The sequence below is a fragment of the Bradyrhizobium sp. genome, assembly GCF_027451485.1.
In the GTDB taxonomy this organism is placed as follows: Bacteria; Pseudomonadota; Alphaproteobacteria; order Rhizobiales; family Xanthobacteraceae; genus Bradyrhizobium.
Map to the genome: position 1 here is coordinate 1 of NZ_DAIDJE010000180.1, position 17,455 is coordinate 17,455.

At 63.3% G+C, this 17,455-nt stretch carries 16 protein-coding genes and 1 riboswitch; of the genes, 6 read left to right on the forward strand and 10 right to left on the reverse strand.

From position 1 onward, the window contains the following. The 6 genes from thiC to NEZ08_RS21860 form a co-directional block, all read right to left on the reverse strand. Positions 1–1,679: phosphomethylpyrimidine synthase ThiC (thiC, locus tag NEZ08_RS21835; protein WP_298111679.1), on the reverse strand; the 1,679-nt coding region annotated here is incomplete at its 3' end. A 219-nt stretch (positions 1,680–1,898) separates the two neighbouring features. Further along, positions 1,899–2,504, reverse strand: coding sequence for a thiamine phosphate synthase (locus tag NEZ08_RS21840; protein WP_298111681.1), 606 nt, complete (start codon positions 2,502–2,504; stop codon positions 1,899–1,901). Continuing rightward, positions 2,491–3,273, reverse strand: coding sequence for a thiazole synthase (locus NEZ08_RS21845; RefSeq protein WP_298111683.1), 783 nt, complete (start codon positions 3,271–3,273; stop codon positions 2,491–2,493). The genes NEZ08_RS21840 and NEZ08_RS21845 overlap by 14 nt, the downstream gene beginning before the upstream one ends. A 55-nt stretch (positions 3,274–3,328) precedes the next feature. Then, positions 3,329–3,526: a sulfur carrier protein ThiS gene (gene thiS / locus NEZ08_RS21850; protein WP_298111685.1), complete on the reverse strand. Its 198-nt coding sequence runs from the start codon at positions 3,524–3,526 to the stop codon at positions 3,329–3,331. Then, complete coding sequence (locus tag NEZ08_RS21855) at positions 3,517–4,536, reverse strand: FAD-dependent oxidoreductase (RefSeq protein WP_298111686.1); 1,020 nt, start codon at positions 4,534–4,536, stop codon at positions 3,517–3,519. Before NEZ08_RS21855 ends, thiS begins: the two co-directional genes overlap by 10 nt. Further along, positions 4,524–4,696, reverse strand: a riboswitch (TPP riboswitch). Its footprint overlaps the gene before it by 13 nt. Before the next feature lie 150 nt (positions 4,697–4,846). Beyond that, positions 4,847–5,311 carry a lytic transglycosylase domain-containing protein gene (locus tag NEZ08_RS21860; RefSeq protein WP_298111688.1) on the reverse strand — a complete coding sequence of 155 codons (465 nt, stop codon included), beginning with the start codon at positions 5,309–5,311 and terminating at the stop codon, positions 4,847–4,849. Between the two features lie 167 nt (positions 5,312–5,478). On the opposite strand from NEZ08_RS21860, the gene NEZ08_RS21865 reads away from it, so the two are divergent. After that, the gene (locus NEZ08_RS21865; RefSeq protein WP_298111690.1) at positions 5,479–6,975 is read left to right on the forward strand and encodes a hypothetical protein; all 1,497 of its coding nucleotides are present in this window, start codon (positions 5,479–5,481) and stop codon (positions 6,973–6,975) included. A gap of 183 nt (positions 6,976–7,158) precedes the next feature. Beyond that, entirely contained in the window at positions 7,159–7,350 is a 192-nt protein-coding gene (locus tag NEZ08_RS21870; RefSeq protein WP_298111692.1) for a hypothetical protein, read from the forward strand. Between the two features lie 51 nt (positions 7,351–7,401). Here the strand turns inward: NEZ08_RS21870 and NEZ08_RS21875 are convergent, their stop codons facing one another. Together NEZ08_RS21875 and NEZ08_RS21880 are read right to left on the reverse strand one after the other, a co-directional pair. Next, complete coding sequence (locus NEZ08_RS21875; RefSeq protein WP_298111694.1) at positions 7,402–8,751, reverse strand: ATP-binding protein; 1,350 nt, start codon at positions 8,749–8,751, stop codon at positions 7,402–7,404. After that, positions 8,748–9,485: a response regulator gene (locus NEZ08_RS21880; protein ID WP_298111697.1), complete on the reverse strand. Its 738-nt coding sequence runs from the start codon at positions 9,483–9,485 to the stop codon at positions 8,748–8,750. Before NEZ08_RS21880 ends, NEZ08_RS21875 begins: the two co-directional genes overlap by 4 nt. A 711-nt stretch (positions 9,486–10,196) precedes the next feature. Between NEZ08_RS21880 and NEZ08_RS21885 the strand changes: the two genes are divergently transcribed. Beyond that, a complete protein-coding gene (locus tag NEZ08_RS21885) occupies positions 10,197–10,724 on the forward strand; it encodes a PRC-barrel domain-containing protein (protein ID WP_298111699.1) in 528 nt (175 codons plus the stop codon). Between the two features lie 222 nt (positions 10,725–10,946). On the opposite strand, the gene NEZ08_RS21890 is transcribed toward NEZ08_RS21885, so the two are convergent. Beyond that, on the reverse strand, positions 10,947–12,161 hold the full coding sequence (locus NEZ08_RS21890; RefSeq protein ID WP_298111701.1) for an ABC transporter substrate-binding protein: 1,215 nt from the start codon (positions 12,159–12,161) through the stop codon (positions 10,947–10,949). Between the two features lie 309 nt (positions 12,162–12,470). Continuing rightward, positions 12,471–14,018 carry a DUF4403 family protein gene (locus NEZ08_RS21895; protein WP_298111703.1) on the reverse strand — a complete coding sequence of 516 codons (1,548 nt, stop codon included), beginning with the start codon at positions 14,016–14,018 and terminating at the stop codon, positions 12,471–12,473. Between the two features lie 719 nt (positions 14,019–14,737). Here NEZ08_RS21895 and NEZ08_RS21900 point away from each other — a divergent pair. The 3 genes from NEZ08_RS21900 to NEZ08_RS21910 all read left to right on the forward strand — a co-directional run bounded on the left by NEZ08_RS21900 (position 14,738) and on the right by NEZ08_RS21910 (position 17,395). Beyond that, a complete protein-coding gene (locus tag NEZ08_RS21900) occupies positions 14,738–15,793 on the forward strand; it encodes a glycosyltransferase family 1 protein (protein ID WP_298111705.1) in 1,056 nt (351 codons plus the stop codon). A gap of 75 nt (positions 15,794–15,868) precedes the next feature. Further along, positions 15,869–16,549: a class I SAM-dependent methyltransferase gene (locus tag NEZ08_RS21905; protein ID WP_298111707.1), complete on the forward strand. Its 681-nt coding sequence runs from the start codon at positions 15,869–15,871 to the stop codon at positions 16,547–16,549. Between the two features lie 210 nt (positions 16,550–16,759). Then, on the forward strand, positions 16,760–17,395 hold the full coding sequence (locus NEZ08_RS21910; RefSeq protein ID WP_298111709.1) for a hypothetical protein: 636 nt from the start codon (positions 16,760–16,762) through the stop codon (positions 17,393–17,395). The last annotated feature ends 60 nt before the right edge of the window (positions 17,396–17,455 follow it).

Below are 17,455 nucleotides of genomic sequence, written 5' to 3' on the forward strand. Positions count from 1 at the left end.
GCGACCTTGTGCGCTTCCTTCGGCAGCGTCTCGTCGTGGAATTTGCACGCCGTCTCCGGATCGAGCCCGAGGTTGAACTGGTCCTCCCAGCGGAAGTCGAAGCGCGCGCGGGACAGCGCGTCGTCCCGCAGTTGCGCGGCCGGATGGCCCTTGGCGAGATCGGCGGCGTGCGCCGCGATCTTGTAGGTGATGACGCCGGTCTTGACGTCGTTGCGGTCGGGCAGCCCCAAGTGCTCCTTCGGCGTCACGTAACAGAGCATCGCGCAGCCGAACCAGCCGATCATGGCCGCACCAATGCCCGAGGTGATGTGGTCATAGCCCGGCGCAATGTCGGTGGTCAGCGGGCCCAAGGTGTAGAACGGCGCCTCGCCGCATTCCTTCAGCTGCTTGTCCATGTTGATCTTGATCTTGTGCATCGGCACATGGCCGGGGCCCTCGATCATCACCTGGCAGCCCTTGTCCCAGGCGATCTTCGTCAGCTCGCCGAGCGTTTCGAGTTCGGCGAATTGCGCGCGGTCGTTGGCGTCGGCAATCGAGCCCGGCCGCAGGCCGTCGCCGAGCGAGAACGACACGTCGTATTTGCGCATCAGGTCGCAGATCTCGTCGAAATGCGTGTAGAGGAAGCTCTCCTTGTGATGCGCCAGGCACCACTTCGCCATGATCGAGCCGCCGCGCGACACGATGCCGGTGACGCGGTTGGCGGTGAGGTGGATATAGGGCAACCGCACGCCGGCGTGGATGGTGAAGTAGTCGACGCCCTGTTCGCACTGCTCGATCAGGGTGTCCTTATAGAGCTCCCAGGTCAGCTTGACGGGATCGCCGTCGCACTTCTCCAGCGCCTGGTAGATCGGCACCGTGCCGATCGGCACCGGCGAGTTGCGCAGGATCCATTCCCGCGTGGTGTGGATGTTGCGGCCCGTCGAGAGGTCCATCACGGTGTCGGCGCCCCAGCGGATCGCCCACACCATCTTGTCGACTTCCTCTTCCACCGACGAGGTCACCGCCGAGTTGCCGATATTGGCGTTGATCTTGGTCAGGAAGTTGCGGCCGATGATCATCGGCTCGAGTTCGCCGTGGTTGATGTTGGAGGGGATGATCGCCCGTCCCCGCGCGATCTCGCTGCGCACGAATTCCGGCGTGATGAAGGCCGGCACGGATGCACCGAAGCTTTCGCCGTCGGCCAGCGCTGCCTCGGCGCGTTCGAGCTGTACTTTACGGCCAAGATTCTCGCGCTCGGCGACATAGATCATCTCTTTCGTGATGATGCCGGCGCGGGCGAATTCGAGCTGGGTGATCTTGTGGCCGTCGAGCCCGCGCAGCGGCTTGTGATGCGCGGTGAAGGCCTTTGCGGCATGTGCCGCGCCGACATTGCCGTTGTCTTCCGGCTTGATGGTGCGGCCCTCATATTGCTCGACGCCGCCGCGCTCCTTGACCCAGGCGGTGCGATGACGGGCCAGGCCCTTGTTGACGTCGATCACGACGTTCGGGTCGGTGTAGGGGCCGGAGGTGTCGTAGACGGGAAGATTCGGCTCGCCCGCGCCTTCGGAGAGAATGATCTCGCGCAAGGGCACGCGCAGGTCGCCCGCCGCATCGGGCGTTGCAAAGATCTTGCGTGAGGAGGGCAGCGCGCCCGTGGTCACGGCGGGGACGGTCGTGTCGGGATTGGAGCGAATGTTCATGGGGGTCCTCCTTACTTGTCGTCGTTCTCTGCCGTCATTCCGGGATGCGCCGTCGCGACAAAATAGCGAAGCTATTTTGCGCGGTAGGCGCAGGCCCGGAATCCATCGGGCCACTAAAACAAGTGGTGGAATGGATTCTCAGGTGCGCAATTGCGCACCATAGCTCGCTCGCTCTGCTCGCGCCCCGGAATGACGAGGATGGTGAATTGGCTCTGAGCATCACGCCGCCTCCTTCAGTCCGAGCCAGGCGCGCACGCGCGCATCGGGGTCGGCATTCTGGGTGACGTCGGACACCACCGCGATGGAGTCCGCGCCGGCGGCGTAGATGCCGCCTGCCTGTTCGAGCTTGATGCCGCCGATCGCAACCAGCGGAATGTCGCCGACGCGTCTCTTCCACTCGGTAATCTTCGCGATGCCCTGCGGCGCGAAGCGCATCGACTTCAGCGTGGTCGGAAAGATCGGGCCGAGCGCGACATAGTCGGGTTCGGCGGCCAGCGCGGTTGCCAGCTCGGCATCGTCATGGGTCGAGATGCCCAAAGTGAGGCCGGCGGCCCTGATTGCCGGCAGGTCGGCGTCGGCGAGGTCTTCCTGGCCAAGATGCAGATGCTTCGCGCCGGCCTCGATCGCCGCGCGCCAGTAGTCGTTGACCACGAGCTTCGCGTCGGTGCCGTGAATGACGTCGAGCGCATCCTTCACGGTCTGCAGCGCATCGGCGTCGTTCAGATTCTTGGCGCGCAGCTGGATCGTGCCGACGCCAAGCAGCGCGAGCCGCGCGACCCAGGCGACGCTATCGACGACCGGATAAAAGCGATCAGGATACGGCATGCCAGAACGGGGTCCCGACCACGGGGGTTGAAGGGGAGGCGAAGTCGCGCGCGTCCATCAATCCGGCCTCGAAGGCCGCGCGCCCGGCTTCGATGCCCAGACGGAACGCTTTCGCCATCGCGACCGGGTCGGCGGCTTTGGCGATGGCGGTGTTGAGCAGCACTGCGTCATAGCCGAGTTCGAGCGCGCGCGCGGCGTGGCTGGGCGCGCCGAGCCCGGCATCGACCACGAGCGTCACGTCCGGCAGGCGGTCGCGCAGAAGTTTCAGCGCATCGGGATTGATGATGCCGCGCGCCGAGCCGATCGGCGCGGCCCAGGGCATCACCACCCTGCAGCCGGCGTCCACCAGCCGCATCGCCACCGACAGGTCTTCGGTGCAATAGGGGAACACGTCGAAGCCGTCCTTGATCAGGATCGTGGCGGCTTCGACGAGACCGACGACGTCGTGCTGCAGCGTGTCGTTGTCGGCGATCACCTCCAGCTTGATCCAGGAGGTCGCAAACAGCTCGCGCGCGAGCTTTGCGGTGGTCACGGCCTCGCGCACGCTGCGGCAGCCCGCGGTGTTCGGCAGCACCGTCACGTCGAGCTCGCGGATCAGCTTCCAGAAGGCATCGCCGGTCTTGCCGCCGGCGGCCTCGCGCCGCAGCGATACGGTGACGATCTCGGCAGCCGAAGCGCGGATCGCGTTCTGCATGATCGCCGGCGAGGGATAGAGCGCCGTGCCGATCAGAAGGCGGGACTGAAATTCTCTTTCGTAGAATCTGACCATGTTCTTCTGCTCTCTTTTTCGTCATGGCCGGGCTCGATCCGGCCATCACGAAAAACTACCCTCCCTGCCGCGGCGTGATGATTTCGATTTCGTCGCCGGCCTTGAGCGGCGTTTCCGCCCAGCGGCTCTTCGGCAGCACGTCGTAATTCACTGCGATCGCAAAGTGCGTGCCCTCATAGTCGAGTTCACCGAGCAGCGCGTCGACACTCCTCGATGCGATCTCGCGCGCCTCGCCGTTGATGATCACGCGCATTGCATCACCTCGTTGTCGATCTGGCCGCGCTCGACATAATTGAGCGTCAGTTCGGCAAGCGCCGGGGCAATCAGGAAGCCGTGGCGATAAAGCCCGTTGACGGCGATGCGGTTGTCGCGGCCGACGGCGATGCGCGGCAGGTTGTCGGGAAAGGCGGGGCGGAGGCCCGAGCCGAACTCGACGATGCGCGCCTCGGCAAAGGCCGGATGCACGGTATAGGCGGCGCTGAGCAGTTCGAGCGCCGAGCGCACGCTGACGCCGGTGTCTTCCGCCTCGATCGAGGTTGCGCCCAGCATGAACAGATGATCCTCCCGCGGGATCACATAAAGCGGCCAGCGCGGATGGATCAGCCGCACCGGGCGCGACAGCGTCACCTCGTCGGTCTCGATCAGGATCAATTCGCCCTTGACGCCGCGCAGTTCGGGCTGTTCGTCGCGTGCGGCAAGCCCGCGGCAGTCGATCACGAGACCGTCGATGTCCTCGGCGCTCACATCGCTGTTGAACCGGATGGTGCCGCCGGCGGCGACGATGCGCTCGTGCAGCTTCGGCAGCACGCGCCGCGGCTCGACGTGCCCCTCGGCGGCGAAGAACAGGGCCTCGCGGAAACGCCCCTCCAGCGATGGCTCGAGCGCGGCAAGCCGCGCGGCATCGAGCCGCTGGTGACCCTCGGTCAGTCGCGCGAAGCGCTCGAAATCGCTGCGATCGCGCGGATGCGCCACCACCAGCGAGCCGTTGAACGGGGTATCCGGCAATTCGCGCCGCCACAAATCGAGCGCGCGCAGGCCGAGACGGCTGATGAGGGGCTCGGCGACCTCGCTCTCGCAATAGGGGGCGAGCATGCCGCCGGCCCAGTGGCTGGTGGAGAGCATCAGGCCGGCATCGCTGCGTTCATGCAGCGTCACGGTGTGTCCGGCCTGCGCAAACAGCAGCGCCTGCCACGCGCCCGCGACGCCTGCACCGATGACGGAAATCGGGGATTGCTCCCGCGGACTGGTCGAACTCTGGTACATCCCTGTCCCTTCGCCGGCATGACCCGGATCAGGTTCAAAGGGTCACCGCGGTCTCTTGGTTCCTGCTGGCATGATCGTTCGGATCGGCATCCTGAAGATCAACCCCGGACCAGAGGGTGCGGTCTCTCAGCTCCTCGTCAGAGCTCCCCTCGGAACAACTCCAATTTAAACCCCTGATGCGGGGTGTCAACGCGATATCCCCCGGCGGTCCCGGACGATCTGCATGCGTGCCCCGGACGCCGTGCAGCGCCTCGGCATTTGCATGCTGATCCGGCGGCCTGGAGGGACTCCCGTCCGCAACGCGAGGTGCCTATTCCCGGGCGGCCACCGGCGTGATCACCAGCGGCTCGCCGGGTCTTTCGTGGTGAGCGATCCGCTGGCGCTTGGCGGCGTAATAGTAGCCGCCCGCATAGTAGGCGACCGCGCGGTTGTGGTTGCCACCCGCGGCGCGGTAAGCGCCCGCAAGGTACTTCACGGCATAGGTGAGATTGGTGTCGGGATCGCGCAAGCCCTCGGCGGTGCCGGTGTAGCCGAGGCTTCGCGCGGTCGCGAGCTTGATCTGCATCAGGCCGATGGTGCCGCCGCGTCCGACCAGCGAAGCATTGTAGCGGCTCTCGCGCACGATCACCCGGTGCACCAGTTCCACCGGCACGCCGTTGGCCTGCGCATGCCTGGCGACCAGCTCGTCATACTGGCTGCGCTGGGCGAAGGCGGCCTGCGGGAACAGCAGGGCCGCGGCAAGGGCAAGCGATGCGAGGGTTAACAGACGCTTCATGAGATGGCCTCCGGGCGGTCCGCCGGATGCGCCCGCCTGCGATTATGGGCATCGATATGGCAAAAACCCGGCGATGTCCGGCAGATCCTGACCCGCCGGTTTACCCGGAATTATGCCCTGATGTGCTTCGATCGGTCTGAAAACGACAGCGCGATCCGGATTCCGCTATGACCATGGCCACCGCCGACGCCGTGCCAGCCGCCAAGACCCTGCGCGGTTCGCTGCCGCTCTGGGTCGGCGTCGTGATCTATGCGGTGCTTGTCGTCAGCGGCAATCGCCTGCTGCTCGATCCCGATACGCAGTGGCAGATCACAGTCGGGCAATGGATCCTCGACCATCACGCGGTGCCGCACACCGACGTCTATTCCTTCACCATGCGCGGCCAGCCCTGGATCTCCACGCAGTGGCTGGCGCAGGTTCTCTACGCGCAGGTTTATGCCTGGGCCGGCTGGAGCGGGCCGGTGGTGCTGGCGGCGCTGGGAAGCGCGGCGACATTCGCGCTGCTGGCGCGATATCTCGTCCGGAGCCTGAGCGACGGCGCCGCGCTGGTCTTTCTCTCCGTCGCCTTCGCATTGACCGCGCCGCATCTTCTGGCCCGGCCGCATGTGCTGGCACTGCCGGTCATGGTCGCCTGGATCGGCGAGTTGATCGCCGCTGCCGAGCGGCGCGAGGCGCCCTCGTTCATGCTGCTGCCGCTGATGGCGCTGTGGGCGAACCTGCACGGCGGCTTCGTCTTTGGCCTGATGATGGTGGCGCCGATCGCGCTCGATTGTCTGGCCCGGGCACGATCCGGCGAGCGGGTATCGCTCGCAGGCCGATGGGCGATCTTTGCTGCATTGGCAGTCGTCGCGGGCTGCTGCACGCCCTATGGCTGGGAGTCGCTGCTGGCGTCGCGGAAGATCCTGGCGCTAGGCAGTGCCTTGCCGCTGATCACCGAATGGCACGCCGCCGATTTCTCCACGGTGCATCCGCTGGAAGTCTGCCTGCTCGGCGGCATCGGACTTGCGCTCTATCGCGGCATCACCCTGCCGCCGATGCGCATCGTGATCCTGCTCGGACTGGTTCACATGGCGCTGTCGCAGGGGCGGGCGGCGGAAATTCTCGCGCTGTTGTCGCCGCTCGTGCTGGCAACGCCCCTTGCGCGGCAGATCGACGGCGCGCAGGTGGAATCCTCGTCGTCTTCCTGGAAGCCGCTTGGCGGCGCGATGCTGTCAGCGCTCGTGATCGTCCTGGCGGCCGGCACGCTCGGCTTTGCGTCGATCCATCGCTATGCGCCCTATACCGGCAACTCGCCGGTGCAGGCGGTGACCGAACTGAAGAAGCTCAAGCTCGACCGCGTCTTCAACGACTATGATTTCGGCGGCTACCTGATCGCCAGCGGGGTTGCGCCCTTCATCGACGGCCGCACCGAACTCTACGGCGAAAAATTCTTCGTCGATCACAACAATGCGTCAGGCCTGATCGAGCCGGAGAACCTGTTCCGCCTGCTCAAGGAATATGACATCCAGGCGACGCTGATGCGCACGCAAAGCGCGGCGACCAAGCTGCTCGATCACATGGATGGCTGGCAGAAGGTCTATAGCGACGACATCGCCACGATCCACCTCCGCAAGGCGGGTGCATTGCACACGCTTGAACCGGTCGTGGAACCCGGCGCCAGGTAGTCGGCACGCGTCAGATCGAACAAGCGAAAATTTGATCGATCGCGGCGACGCGTCGCGGTGACTCTGCCGTTGTGTTGCCCCATTAATCGTTCATTCATGTATCATCGCGTCGGAAGCGTCGATCCGACAGCAGCCCTGTCCGATCAGCTTCCACATCTAACAAAAAGACGGGAGAGATGCGCCATGGCCGGAACCGGATTCCGTTCGTTGCCTCGGGAAAATCCATGCGCCCAATGCGGCAGGCTGATTGCACTGCCCGAATGGGTCGAGAACGAGCCCGGCCGCACCTTCTATCTCTGGCGCTGCATGGCCTGCGACTACCGTTTCGAGGCGGTTGCCTATTTCGATGAAGAGATCGAAGCGATCGCGGCGTAAAGGTTCATCCGGCCGCCTCTGCGGCCTTCGCTTGGCTCTGACATTCGTAACCTAGACCGCAGCGACCTGCGCACGAATGTCGGAACCGGAACGCTGCCGCACCGGCAATTCGATGCGGACGATCAGCCCGTGCGGCTGGCGATCATGGAGCGACATCCTGCCGCCGTGCGCCAGCACGATGGCGCGGGCAATCGATAGCCCCAGGCCGAAGCCCGCCGTCTCATCCATGTTGCGCGCGTCGTCGCCGCGCACGAACGGTTCCAGCATCACTTCCTTGCGCGGGTCCGAAATGCCGGGGCCGTCGTCCTCGACCTCGATGGTCGCGGCTTCGGCCGAGATCGACAGGCGGATGGTGACGAGCGCACCGTACCGGACGGAATTTTGGACGAGATTGGTGACGCAGCGCGTCAGGTCGTCCGGCCGCACGGTTGCCATGGCATGCCCCGGGCCCTGATAAGCGACCTTGTGCCCGGTGTCGGCGAACTGGTCGGCGACGAGCTGCAAGCTGGAGGCAATATCGGTGAGCGTCATGGCCTCGAGCTTGCGATCGTTGCGCAGGAACGACAGCACCGATTCCAGCATCGCCCGCATCTGGTCAAGATCGCTCATCATGCGGTGCCGGTGCATCTCGTCATCGATGAACTCCGCCCTGAGCCGCATCCGCGTGATCGGCGTGCGCAGATCGTGGCTGATCGCCGCCAGCATCTTGGTGCGGTCGTCGATCAGGGCGCTGATGCGCTCGCCCATCCGGTTGAGCGCCTTCGCGACGAAGCGGATTTCGTCCGGCCCGCGTTCGGGCAGGGGAGCGGCTGCACGGTTGACGCTGAAATTCTCGGCCGCCTTCGCGAAGGCCGATAGCGGCGCGGTCAGTGCCCGCGCGGCCCACAGGCTGAGCAGGCTGACGCTGACGACCATGAACAGCAGCGTCACCATCCAGGAGCCGATCCAGAACGGCCGCGGCCGGTCGGGCAACACCCGCGCCGAGATCATGGCGCCATCGGGCAGCGCAATGCCGACCTTGTGGCGGCTTTGACCATCGGCGAGCGGAAAGATGCGATAGCTGGCGTCGAGCCGGCGATGCAGGCCGCGCAGGTCAAGGCCTTCGGGTTCGCTCGCCTTTGGAATTGGACCTTGCGGCAGCAGTTGCACGTCGAGCTTGGGAAAGGCGCGCGCGAGGTCGGCCACCAGGCGTGGGCGTTCGGCAGGAACTGATGCGCCGAGCAGCATGACGGCCGCGGCAAACTGGGCATGACCGCGATCGATCGTCGGATCCGGCTGGTCCGGCCGGTTGAGCAGGAAAAGGCAGGTCAGGATCGCGTGAATGGCGAGGATCGATGCGATCACCAGCGCGGTGATCTGGCCGCCGATGGTCCTCAGGTTCAGGAAGTCGGCCAGCTTCATTTGGCGGCATCGAGGGGAGCGCCCGCCGCCTCTACCGTCGGCGTGAACAGATAGCCGCCCGAGCGTACGGTCTTGATCATGCTGGAATCCTGCGGATCGGTTTCGATCTTGCGGCGGATCCGGCTCACCAGCACGTCGATGGAGCGCTCGAACGAGCCGGCACTGCGTCCTTGCGTCAGATCGAGCAGGCTGTCGCGCGAGAGCACGCGTCCCGGCCGCTCGCAAAAGGCGCGGAGCAGGTCAAACTCGGCTGACGTCATGGCGACGCGCGCGCCGGCCGGATTGCGCAATTCGCGCAGACGGAAATCGATCCGCCAGCCCTGGAACATCAGCGCGGTTGCGCCGGACATCGCGCTGGCGGTTTGCGCGGCAGCTTGCCGGCGCAGCACGGCATTGATGCGGGCGAGCAGTTCGCGCGGATTGAAGGGTTTGGGCAGATAGTCGTCGGCGCCCATCTCGAGCCCGAGGATGCGGTCGACATCCTCGCCGCGTGCGGTCAGCATGATGATCGGCACCTGTGACTCGCTGCGGAGCTTGCGGCACAGGCTCAAGCCGTCTTCACCCGGCAGCATGACGTCGAGAATGACGAGATCGACGCGATGATCGGTCAAGGCGCGAGCCATCTCGCGCCCGTCATTGGCGGTGATCACGTTGCATGCATTGTTGCGGAGATATTTCGCAATCAAGGCTCGCGTTTCGCGGTCGTCTTCGACCACCAGGATGTTCGGCGGCACACCAGAGCTCCGATTTCGAAGTTCGCAAGCGATTGTGGCAACCTCTGATGCGAACTTCGGAATCAAAGGAGCTTCAGCTGTTGATCGATTTGAGCGGCGGGTTTGAAATTCGAACTTCCTATGACTGACTTGCTATGACTGGCTTGCGGCAACGCCGATCGCAACTTCAAATTCGTCGCACTCGGCAGCCAAATCCTTTGCCTCAGATTTCGGGGCGAGAGACCACCTTTTTTGTTTCCGGATATTTCCGGAATCGCGGTCGCAACAGCCCGCAACATCTGAGAGGCGCAGGGCCCTCACGCAGCAAGTTTATCTTGATCCTGACATACGCTGATGCTGCAGCAAACCCTTGTGATACCGGGCATCCAGGCCGGCAAGAGCCATGTTGATCGATCATTCTCTTGACCGGCGGGGTCCAGTGCCTCCGGAAAGATCCGTGCTCGGTCTCGAAGCATGGTCCATGCACGGCTCTCCCCTTCTGTTTGGCGGATGGCGCGTGAACTGAGAGCAAGCTGCCGCCGCCCATGGCAGTTGAATGGGGAGCGCGGAAAAAATTCGCGCGGCACCTAGCTTCGGCGTGTGAGATCCCATCGGTTAATCGCTGCAAGAGGGAACCCAAATTTCCTCGGTGCCGATCGAAATTGCAGGAACCGCGGAACAGCAAGTACGGGGATCGTGTTTCCTTGTCACGTTTTCTGGAAGGAGGAAACAATGTTCGCCAAAACTGTTACGGCCGCCTTGGCCGGTACCGCGTTGCTTGTGACCATTGCCTCGGCGCAAACCCCGGCGCCTTCGACCGGTCACGCCACTGGCGCGTCGATTCCGGAGTCCTCGCTCAAGGGCGACTGGCGCGCCTCGAAGGTCGTGGGTCTCAAGGTCTACAATGATAACAATGAGAGCCTCGGTTCGATCAACGATCTGCTGATGGACAAGAGCGGAAATATCAAGGCCGTGGTGCTCGGCGTCGGCGGCTTCCTCGGCGTCGGCGAGCATCTGGTGGCGGTGCCGCTCGACAAGGTCAAATTCGTCAACGAACCCGTCGCCTATTCCGGCACGGCGAGCAGCACCACTGCCCCCGGGGGTGGTGCTGGCGCGACCCGCCCGTCGACAACTACCGGATCGGCAGCCAGTGGCAGCGCGTCCACCGGCAAGTCCAATCCCTGGTATCCGGATCATGCTGTCTTCAACGCAAACAAGGACGAGCTGAAGGCAATGCCGGAATTCAAATATTCGGAGTGATTGCGGCAGCGATCATTATGGAAAACGATCAAAGAACGCGCCCGGATATTTCCGGACGCGTTCTTTTTACTCGGCCTTCCCTGCCGTCGCGTCGCGATGAGTCACCATATGCGCTTGCAGAGAATCTCGAGGCTCTCAGGTGCCACAATTCGTTGCAGGCCTGACGTCAGGCACGCGTTCGCGCGAGCCGATCGGATCGCGCGGACCGACGCTCCGCAATTCTCAATCCTTCTTCACCAGCGGACAGTTGCCCTTGTCGAGCGGACGGAATGCCTCGTCGCCGGGAACGGTGGCGAGCAGCTTGTAGAGGTCCCATTCGCCCTTTGATTCTTCGGGCTTCTTGACCTCGAACAGGTACATGTCGTGGACCATGCGGCCGTCGATCCGGATCTTGCCGTTCTTGGCGAAGAAATCGTTGACCGGCGTCGCGCGCATCTGCGCCATCACCTTTTGCGAGTCGTCACTGCCGGTGGCCTCGATCGCCTTCAGATAATGCATGGTAGCCGAATAGAGGCCGGCCTGGATCATGGTCGGCATGTGCCCGACTTTTTCGTTGAAGCGCTTGGAGAAGGCGCGCGTCTCGTCGTCGCGGTCCCAGTAGAAGGCGTCGGTGACGATCAGGCCCTGCGTCGCCTTGGCGCCGAGGGCGTGCACGTCGGTGATTTCCATCAGCAGCGCGATCATCTTCTGACCACCCTGGGTGATGCCGAATTCCGCCGCCTGCTTCAGCGCGTTCGTCGTATCGCCGCCGGCATTGGCGAGCGCGACTACCTTGGCCTTGGAGGCCTGTGCCTGCAACAGGAAGGAGGAAAAGTCGGAAGAATTCAGCGGATGGCGGACGTCGCCCAGCACCTTGCCGCCATTCTCCTTCACGACGTTGGCGGCGTCGCGCTCCAGCGCCTGGCCGAATGCGTAGTCGGCGGTGACGAAGAACCAGGTATCTTCGCCGCGCTTGACCATTGCCTTGCCGGCAACGTTGGACAGCGCATAGGTGTCGTAGGTCCAGTGTACCGTGTTGGGCGAACAGGCGACGCCGGTGAGGTCGGAAGTGCCGCCGCCGGAGTTGATGTTGATCTTGTTCTTTTCGCGTGTCAGCGCCGAAATGGGCAGTGCGACGGATGAAGTCGGCACGTCGAAGATCGCGTCGACCTTCTCGTTGTCGTACCAGTTGCGGGCGATAGACACGCCGACGTCGGGCTTGTTCTGATGGTCCGCATAGATCACTGCGACCGGCTTGCCCTTCACCTTGCCGCCGTAATCGGCGACTGCCATTTGCACGGCGGCGACAGATCCCTTGCCGGTGGCGTCCGCATAAAGGCTCGACATGTCGGTCAGGACGCCGATCTTGACGACGTCGTCGGAAATTTGCGCGCTCGCCGCGCCGCCGGATACGGCAACAGCGACAGCGGCCAACAACGTCGCGGTGCAGGATTTCATGGTGTCGTTCTCCCTTTCAGGCTTGTTTTGCGCCGCTGTTTTACCGGGCTTGGGCTTTGCCCGTAAAGGCGGAAAGGTCGGTATTTCCAGCGACGATTTCAAACCCTCACGGTCAGGAGGCGCGCACCTGAGCAGGCCAAGTCGCGCGGCGAGGCCGTTGCGAACGGAAAGTAGCCGTGTCCGGAGGACGCGGAGACCGTCGTCGGGCGCGCATTCGCCTGACCGGTTGCATCGGTGGAAGAACCGTGAGAGCCAACTCATTCTTCGAGACGCATCGCTTCGCGATGCTCCTCAGGATGAGGAGTGGCGTCAAAGCCCCGGCAGCGCCGCCACTGTGACGTTGATCGTGCCGGAGACCTCGGCGATCAGGCGCAGCGTCCTGGAATCGTAGGCGATGTCCGCGAGCGCGAGGTTGGTAATATCGGTCGTCACCCGCACGTTGTCTTCGTTCTTCTGCAGATCGGCGATCGCGCTTCCGATCATCTTCTGCGCATCGCCCAGGAACGGCTTCAAATCCACAGTGGTCTTCTCGGCGAGGGCCCTCTGCAGGTGCGGCATGACCGCTCGGGCCGCCGCGCCGAGCAGGCCGAAGGCTGCCTCCGACTCCACGCCCATCTCCACATCGGCGAGCCGCAGGATCTGGTTTGTCTTGTCGAGCACCGGCTTGCCCCAGATATGCACGGTCGCCTCCCCGCTGAAGGAGAAAAAGCTCTTCTCCTTGGCGTGGAGCAGGAGTGAAATCAAAATCCGGTCGCCCGAGGCGGAAACCTCTGCCCGCTTCACGGTCACGTTCACTGAACCCGAGCCATCCTCGGGAAAGGTCCGGCCGACCAGTTGCGCTTCGACGATCTTGTCGACTTCGGTAAAGGGGATGTCGATCGGAATATCGATCGCCACGATCGGCTGCGTCGGCGGCACGACGGAAAGCTTTTCCGGGAAGGGGCACAGCGGCGTGGTCTGTTTGGGCGTGATGCGGGTTTCCGCCTCGATGCCAACCGTCGTGGTAACTGCCGTCGCGCTCACATTGGGCTGCACCGCCACCGCACGGGTTGGCCGCATTTCGAGCCACAGCGGCGGTGTCGACGGGCTGCCGGTTTGCAGGGGAATCGATCGGCAGGCCTTGGCCCATTGGATGCGCGCGCTGCGTTCGAACGACGAGTCGTTATGAATGCGGTCGTCCGCGGCTGCGATCTGATCGGCGACGCTCTTGTCCAGCAGCGGCTTGATCTCGGTCGGCACATTGAGGCGCGCGCCGGCCACCGACATGGTGGTGTCGCCGAGATTGACCTGCCCGGTCAGGTTCGGCTCAATGCGCCAGTTGGCGCCGAACCTCGGCCGCGCGGTGACGGTCACATTGCCCTTGATCTCGGCGTTGGCGTTGACCCCCTTGATATTGATGCTCGCGATCTGCCTGGCGACATTGGTGCCGAGCAGCCCGCCGATGGCATCTCCGACCGCGCCCGTCGTCTTGGCCGCCAGCGAACCGGTGACATTCAGTCTTCCGGCCAGTGCCGTGTTCAGGGAGAGCGCATCCTGAGCGCCCGTGATCCCGATCGGCCCGCGCGAGGCGGTCCAGCCGATGTCGGCGTTCTGCAGGAGTTGCGAGACGGGATTTTCGGCCTTGCCGGAGAAATTGCGCGGGGCGGCGTGGTCGGCCGCGTTGCGGATTGCGGCTATGGGAATGGTCACCTGTGCCAGGATCACCGAACTGCGGGGCGCAGGTGGCAACGGCGGCAACTCGGCCATGGCGGCCGGGCGCAGCGGACCGCGCGGCACCAGCCAATCCATCAGCTTCAGGCTGACAAAAAACGATCCCGCGACCACCGTAATTGCGAGCAGAATGACCTTAAGCCGCATCGTCCCCCCGGATTGCTTTCATTGAGGAATTTACAGGGACGGGCAGGCTGGCGCCAGAGCTCCGATTCCGAAGTTCGCACGGTATTACCGCAACCTCTGACGCGAACTTCGGAAGCAAAGCTCGGCAACCTGTGAATTCCAGGACGGCCTTGAATTTGAAGTTCCCGCAATGAACTCGCGGCGAAACCGACAGGGACTTCCGATTCGCGGCACGAGTGAAGCGGCTCGGCATAAGCGGAGGTAAAGCGCGAAAGCCGGGCGGCAATATGGTGGAATTATTGCCGGATGGAAAGAAGCCGCTGAGGCAGGCAGCGGCGTCTTTCCTTTGGATGAGATGAAGGACGTTTCGTGGCTGCTTGAGACTCGTCGTCGCATTCGAGTCATTTCATCCCGATGTCATAAGCGGGAAAACCGCGGCTGCGGGCGAGCGGAAAGCTCGGAAAAGGACCCGCTGGGCGAAAATCGGCCGCGTTAACCTCTATGACGTCACACGCCTGAAATATCTCTGACGCAACGTCGCGCCGCAAGGAATCAGCAAGGCTGAATCGGTAGGCGAGTGCGCCGGTTTGAAGTCTCCGCGCCGCAAGGCGAGTCCGGTTCGGGGACTTCAAATCGAAAGCGGCACTCGAATCCAGAGTTTGCTGGCGCTCATGACTTTCCGGAAGTTTGTGAAAGGTGGGCGCTGAGGTGGAACACGAACTTCGGAGAGTGGGCGCCAGATGCGAATCTTGATTGCGACAGACGCCTGGTACCCCCAGGTCAATGGCGTCGTCCGCACGTTGACTTCGTTGCAGCGGGCGGCAGGCCCGCTTGGTGGCGACATTCAATTCCTCACCCCCGAGGGTTTTCCCTCGATGGAGCTTCCGACCTATCCGGGTCTGCGGGTCGCCTGGCCGAACCGGCACGAGATCGCGCGGCGCATCGAGGCAGCGAACCCGGAAGCCATCCACATCGCGACGGAAGGTCCGATCGGCTGGGCGGTAAGGGCCTATTGCCGCTGGCGCGGACTCGCCTTCACGACCTCCTATACGACGCGCTTTCCGGAATATATCGCGGTTCGCTCGATCATCCCGGCGTGGCTGACTTATGCGGTGCTGCGGTATTTCCACAATGCGGCGGCGACGACCATGGTCGCAGTCCCCTCTCTCTATCATGAGCTTTCCGCACGCGGCTTCCGCAAGCTCGCCTTCTGGGGGCGCGGCGTCGACACGAAGCTGTTCAATCCAGACCATCCGGCGACACTGGATCTGCCGCGCCCGATCTTCATGACCATGGGGCGCGTCGCGATCGAAAAGAACATCGAGGCGTTCCTGTCGCTCGATCTGCCCGGCTCGAAGGTGGTGGTCGGCGACGGGCCGCAGCGGCGCGAACTCGAGCAGAAGTATCCCGACGTCAAGTTCGTCGGCGAAAGGAAGGGCGCGGACCTGACCGCGCATCTGGCCGCAGCCGATGTCTTCGTGTTTCCGAGTCTCACCGATACATTTGGCGTCGTGCAGCTGGAGGCGCTTGCCTGCGGCACGCCGGTTGCTGCGTTTCCGGTCACCGGCCCGATCGACGTGATCGCCGATCATCCGATCGGCGCGCTCGACAGTGACCTGCACGCCGCATGCTTGCGTGCGCTCACGATGTCGCGCGAAACCTGCCGTCAATTTGCGCTGGAGCGCTCCTGGGAAAACAGCGCGCGTCAGTTCATTAGCAATCTGAGTGCGTTGAAGCCTAGCCGCTCGCCGCGTGCCGTACCGATCGCAACCGAAAGCCACGCAGTGGGTGGCTAACAGTCAAAACCACACAACAAAGCTCGGATCGGGCGATACCGGATCGGCGCTTTACAAGGAAAACGAGAAATCATCATGGCAGAGAGCATCAAACTCGACGGTACCCAGCTCGATTTCGACCGCGAGATGGTCGAGCAGGCCTATGACCGCTGGGCGCCGGTCTACGATCTGGTCTTTGGCGGCGTGTTCTCCAAGGGCCGGGATGCCGCGATCCAGGCCACCAACAAGCTCGGCGGCCGCGTGCTCGAGGTCGGTGTTGGCACCGGCATTTCGCTGCCGCTCTATGCGCCGCATGTGCGAATCTTCGGTACGGATATTTCCGAAGCCATGCTCAACAAGGCGCGTAAGCGTGTCGCCGAACAAAGGCTGAAGAATGTCGAGGGGCTCGCGGTGATGGATGCCGAGAAGCTCGAATTCGAAGACGATTCGTTTGACGTGGTGATGGCGCAATATGTGGTCACCGCGGTACCCAACCCCGAAGCGGCGCTCGACGAGTTTGCCCGTGTGCTGCGGCCGGGCGGCGAACTGATCATCCTGACCCGCGTCAGTGCTGACGACGGATTGCGCCGCTTCATCGAGCAGGGCTTGCAGCCGGTGGTGCGCCGGCTCGGCTTCCGCACTGCCGAGTTCGCCTGGTCGCGCTACACGCGCTGGCTTGCGAGCGCCGGGAACGTCGAACTGGCGGAGCGCAGGTTGATCCCGCCGCTCGGCCATTTCTCGCTGGTGCGAATCCGTAAACTCCCCGCGCCGAACTAGAAGATAGTCCTGTGATTCCGAAGTTCGCATCAGGAGTGCCGCACGATCATGCGACTTCGGGATCGAAGCTCTGGTTTCGGCAGGGCGTTGTTTGGTGACAGAGTTTGATGACCGCTTCGTCGCGTGATGTGTGTGACATTATGATGATGTCACACACCGGACATTGAAATCCTGTACCGTTCTTTCGACTCACTCCCTTTGAGGATCACCATGATCAAGAATTTCCTGGAACAGCTGCGAATTCAGCGCTGGGATGACCATCGCTATTATCACCACAGCCGGATCAACCAGAGCCTGCATTTCGTCAGTGCCGTGAGCTTCCTGGTCGGCTATTGCATGATGTTCTTCGATCCGCTGATGTCGGCGCTGATCGGCTGGCTGGTCTCGATGACCTCGCGCCAGGCCGGGCACTTCTTCTTCGAGCCGCGCGGCTACGATCACCTCAACGAGGCCTCCCACGAGCACAAGGAAGCAATCAAGGTCGGTTACAACCTGCGCCGCAAAGTCGTGCTGATGACGATCTGGGCCGCCTCGCCGGTCGTGCTTTATTTTGATCCGACGCTGTTCGGCCTCGTCTCTCCCTGGGTCACGCCGGCCGACTTCATGCGGCAGGTCGCCAAGATCTGGCTGGTGGTCGGCATCGGCGGTCTTCTATTTCGCACCGTTCAGCTCTTCTTCATCCGCGACGTCGAGACTGGCCTCGTCTGGATGACCAAGATTCTCACCGACCCCTTCAACGACTTCAAACTCTACTGCAGGGCGCCGCTCGCGCTGCTGCGCGGCGAATTGATCGATCCCGGCCTCGATATCATCGAGCACAACGAATTCGTCGAAAAGCACGCCTGATCATCCAAGTTCAAATGCCTTCCACGCGTCATGGCCGGGCTTGTCCCGGCCATCTTGATC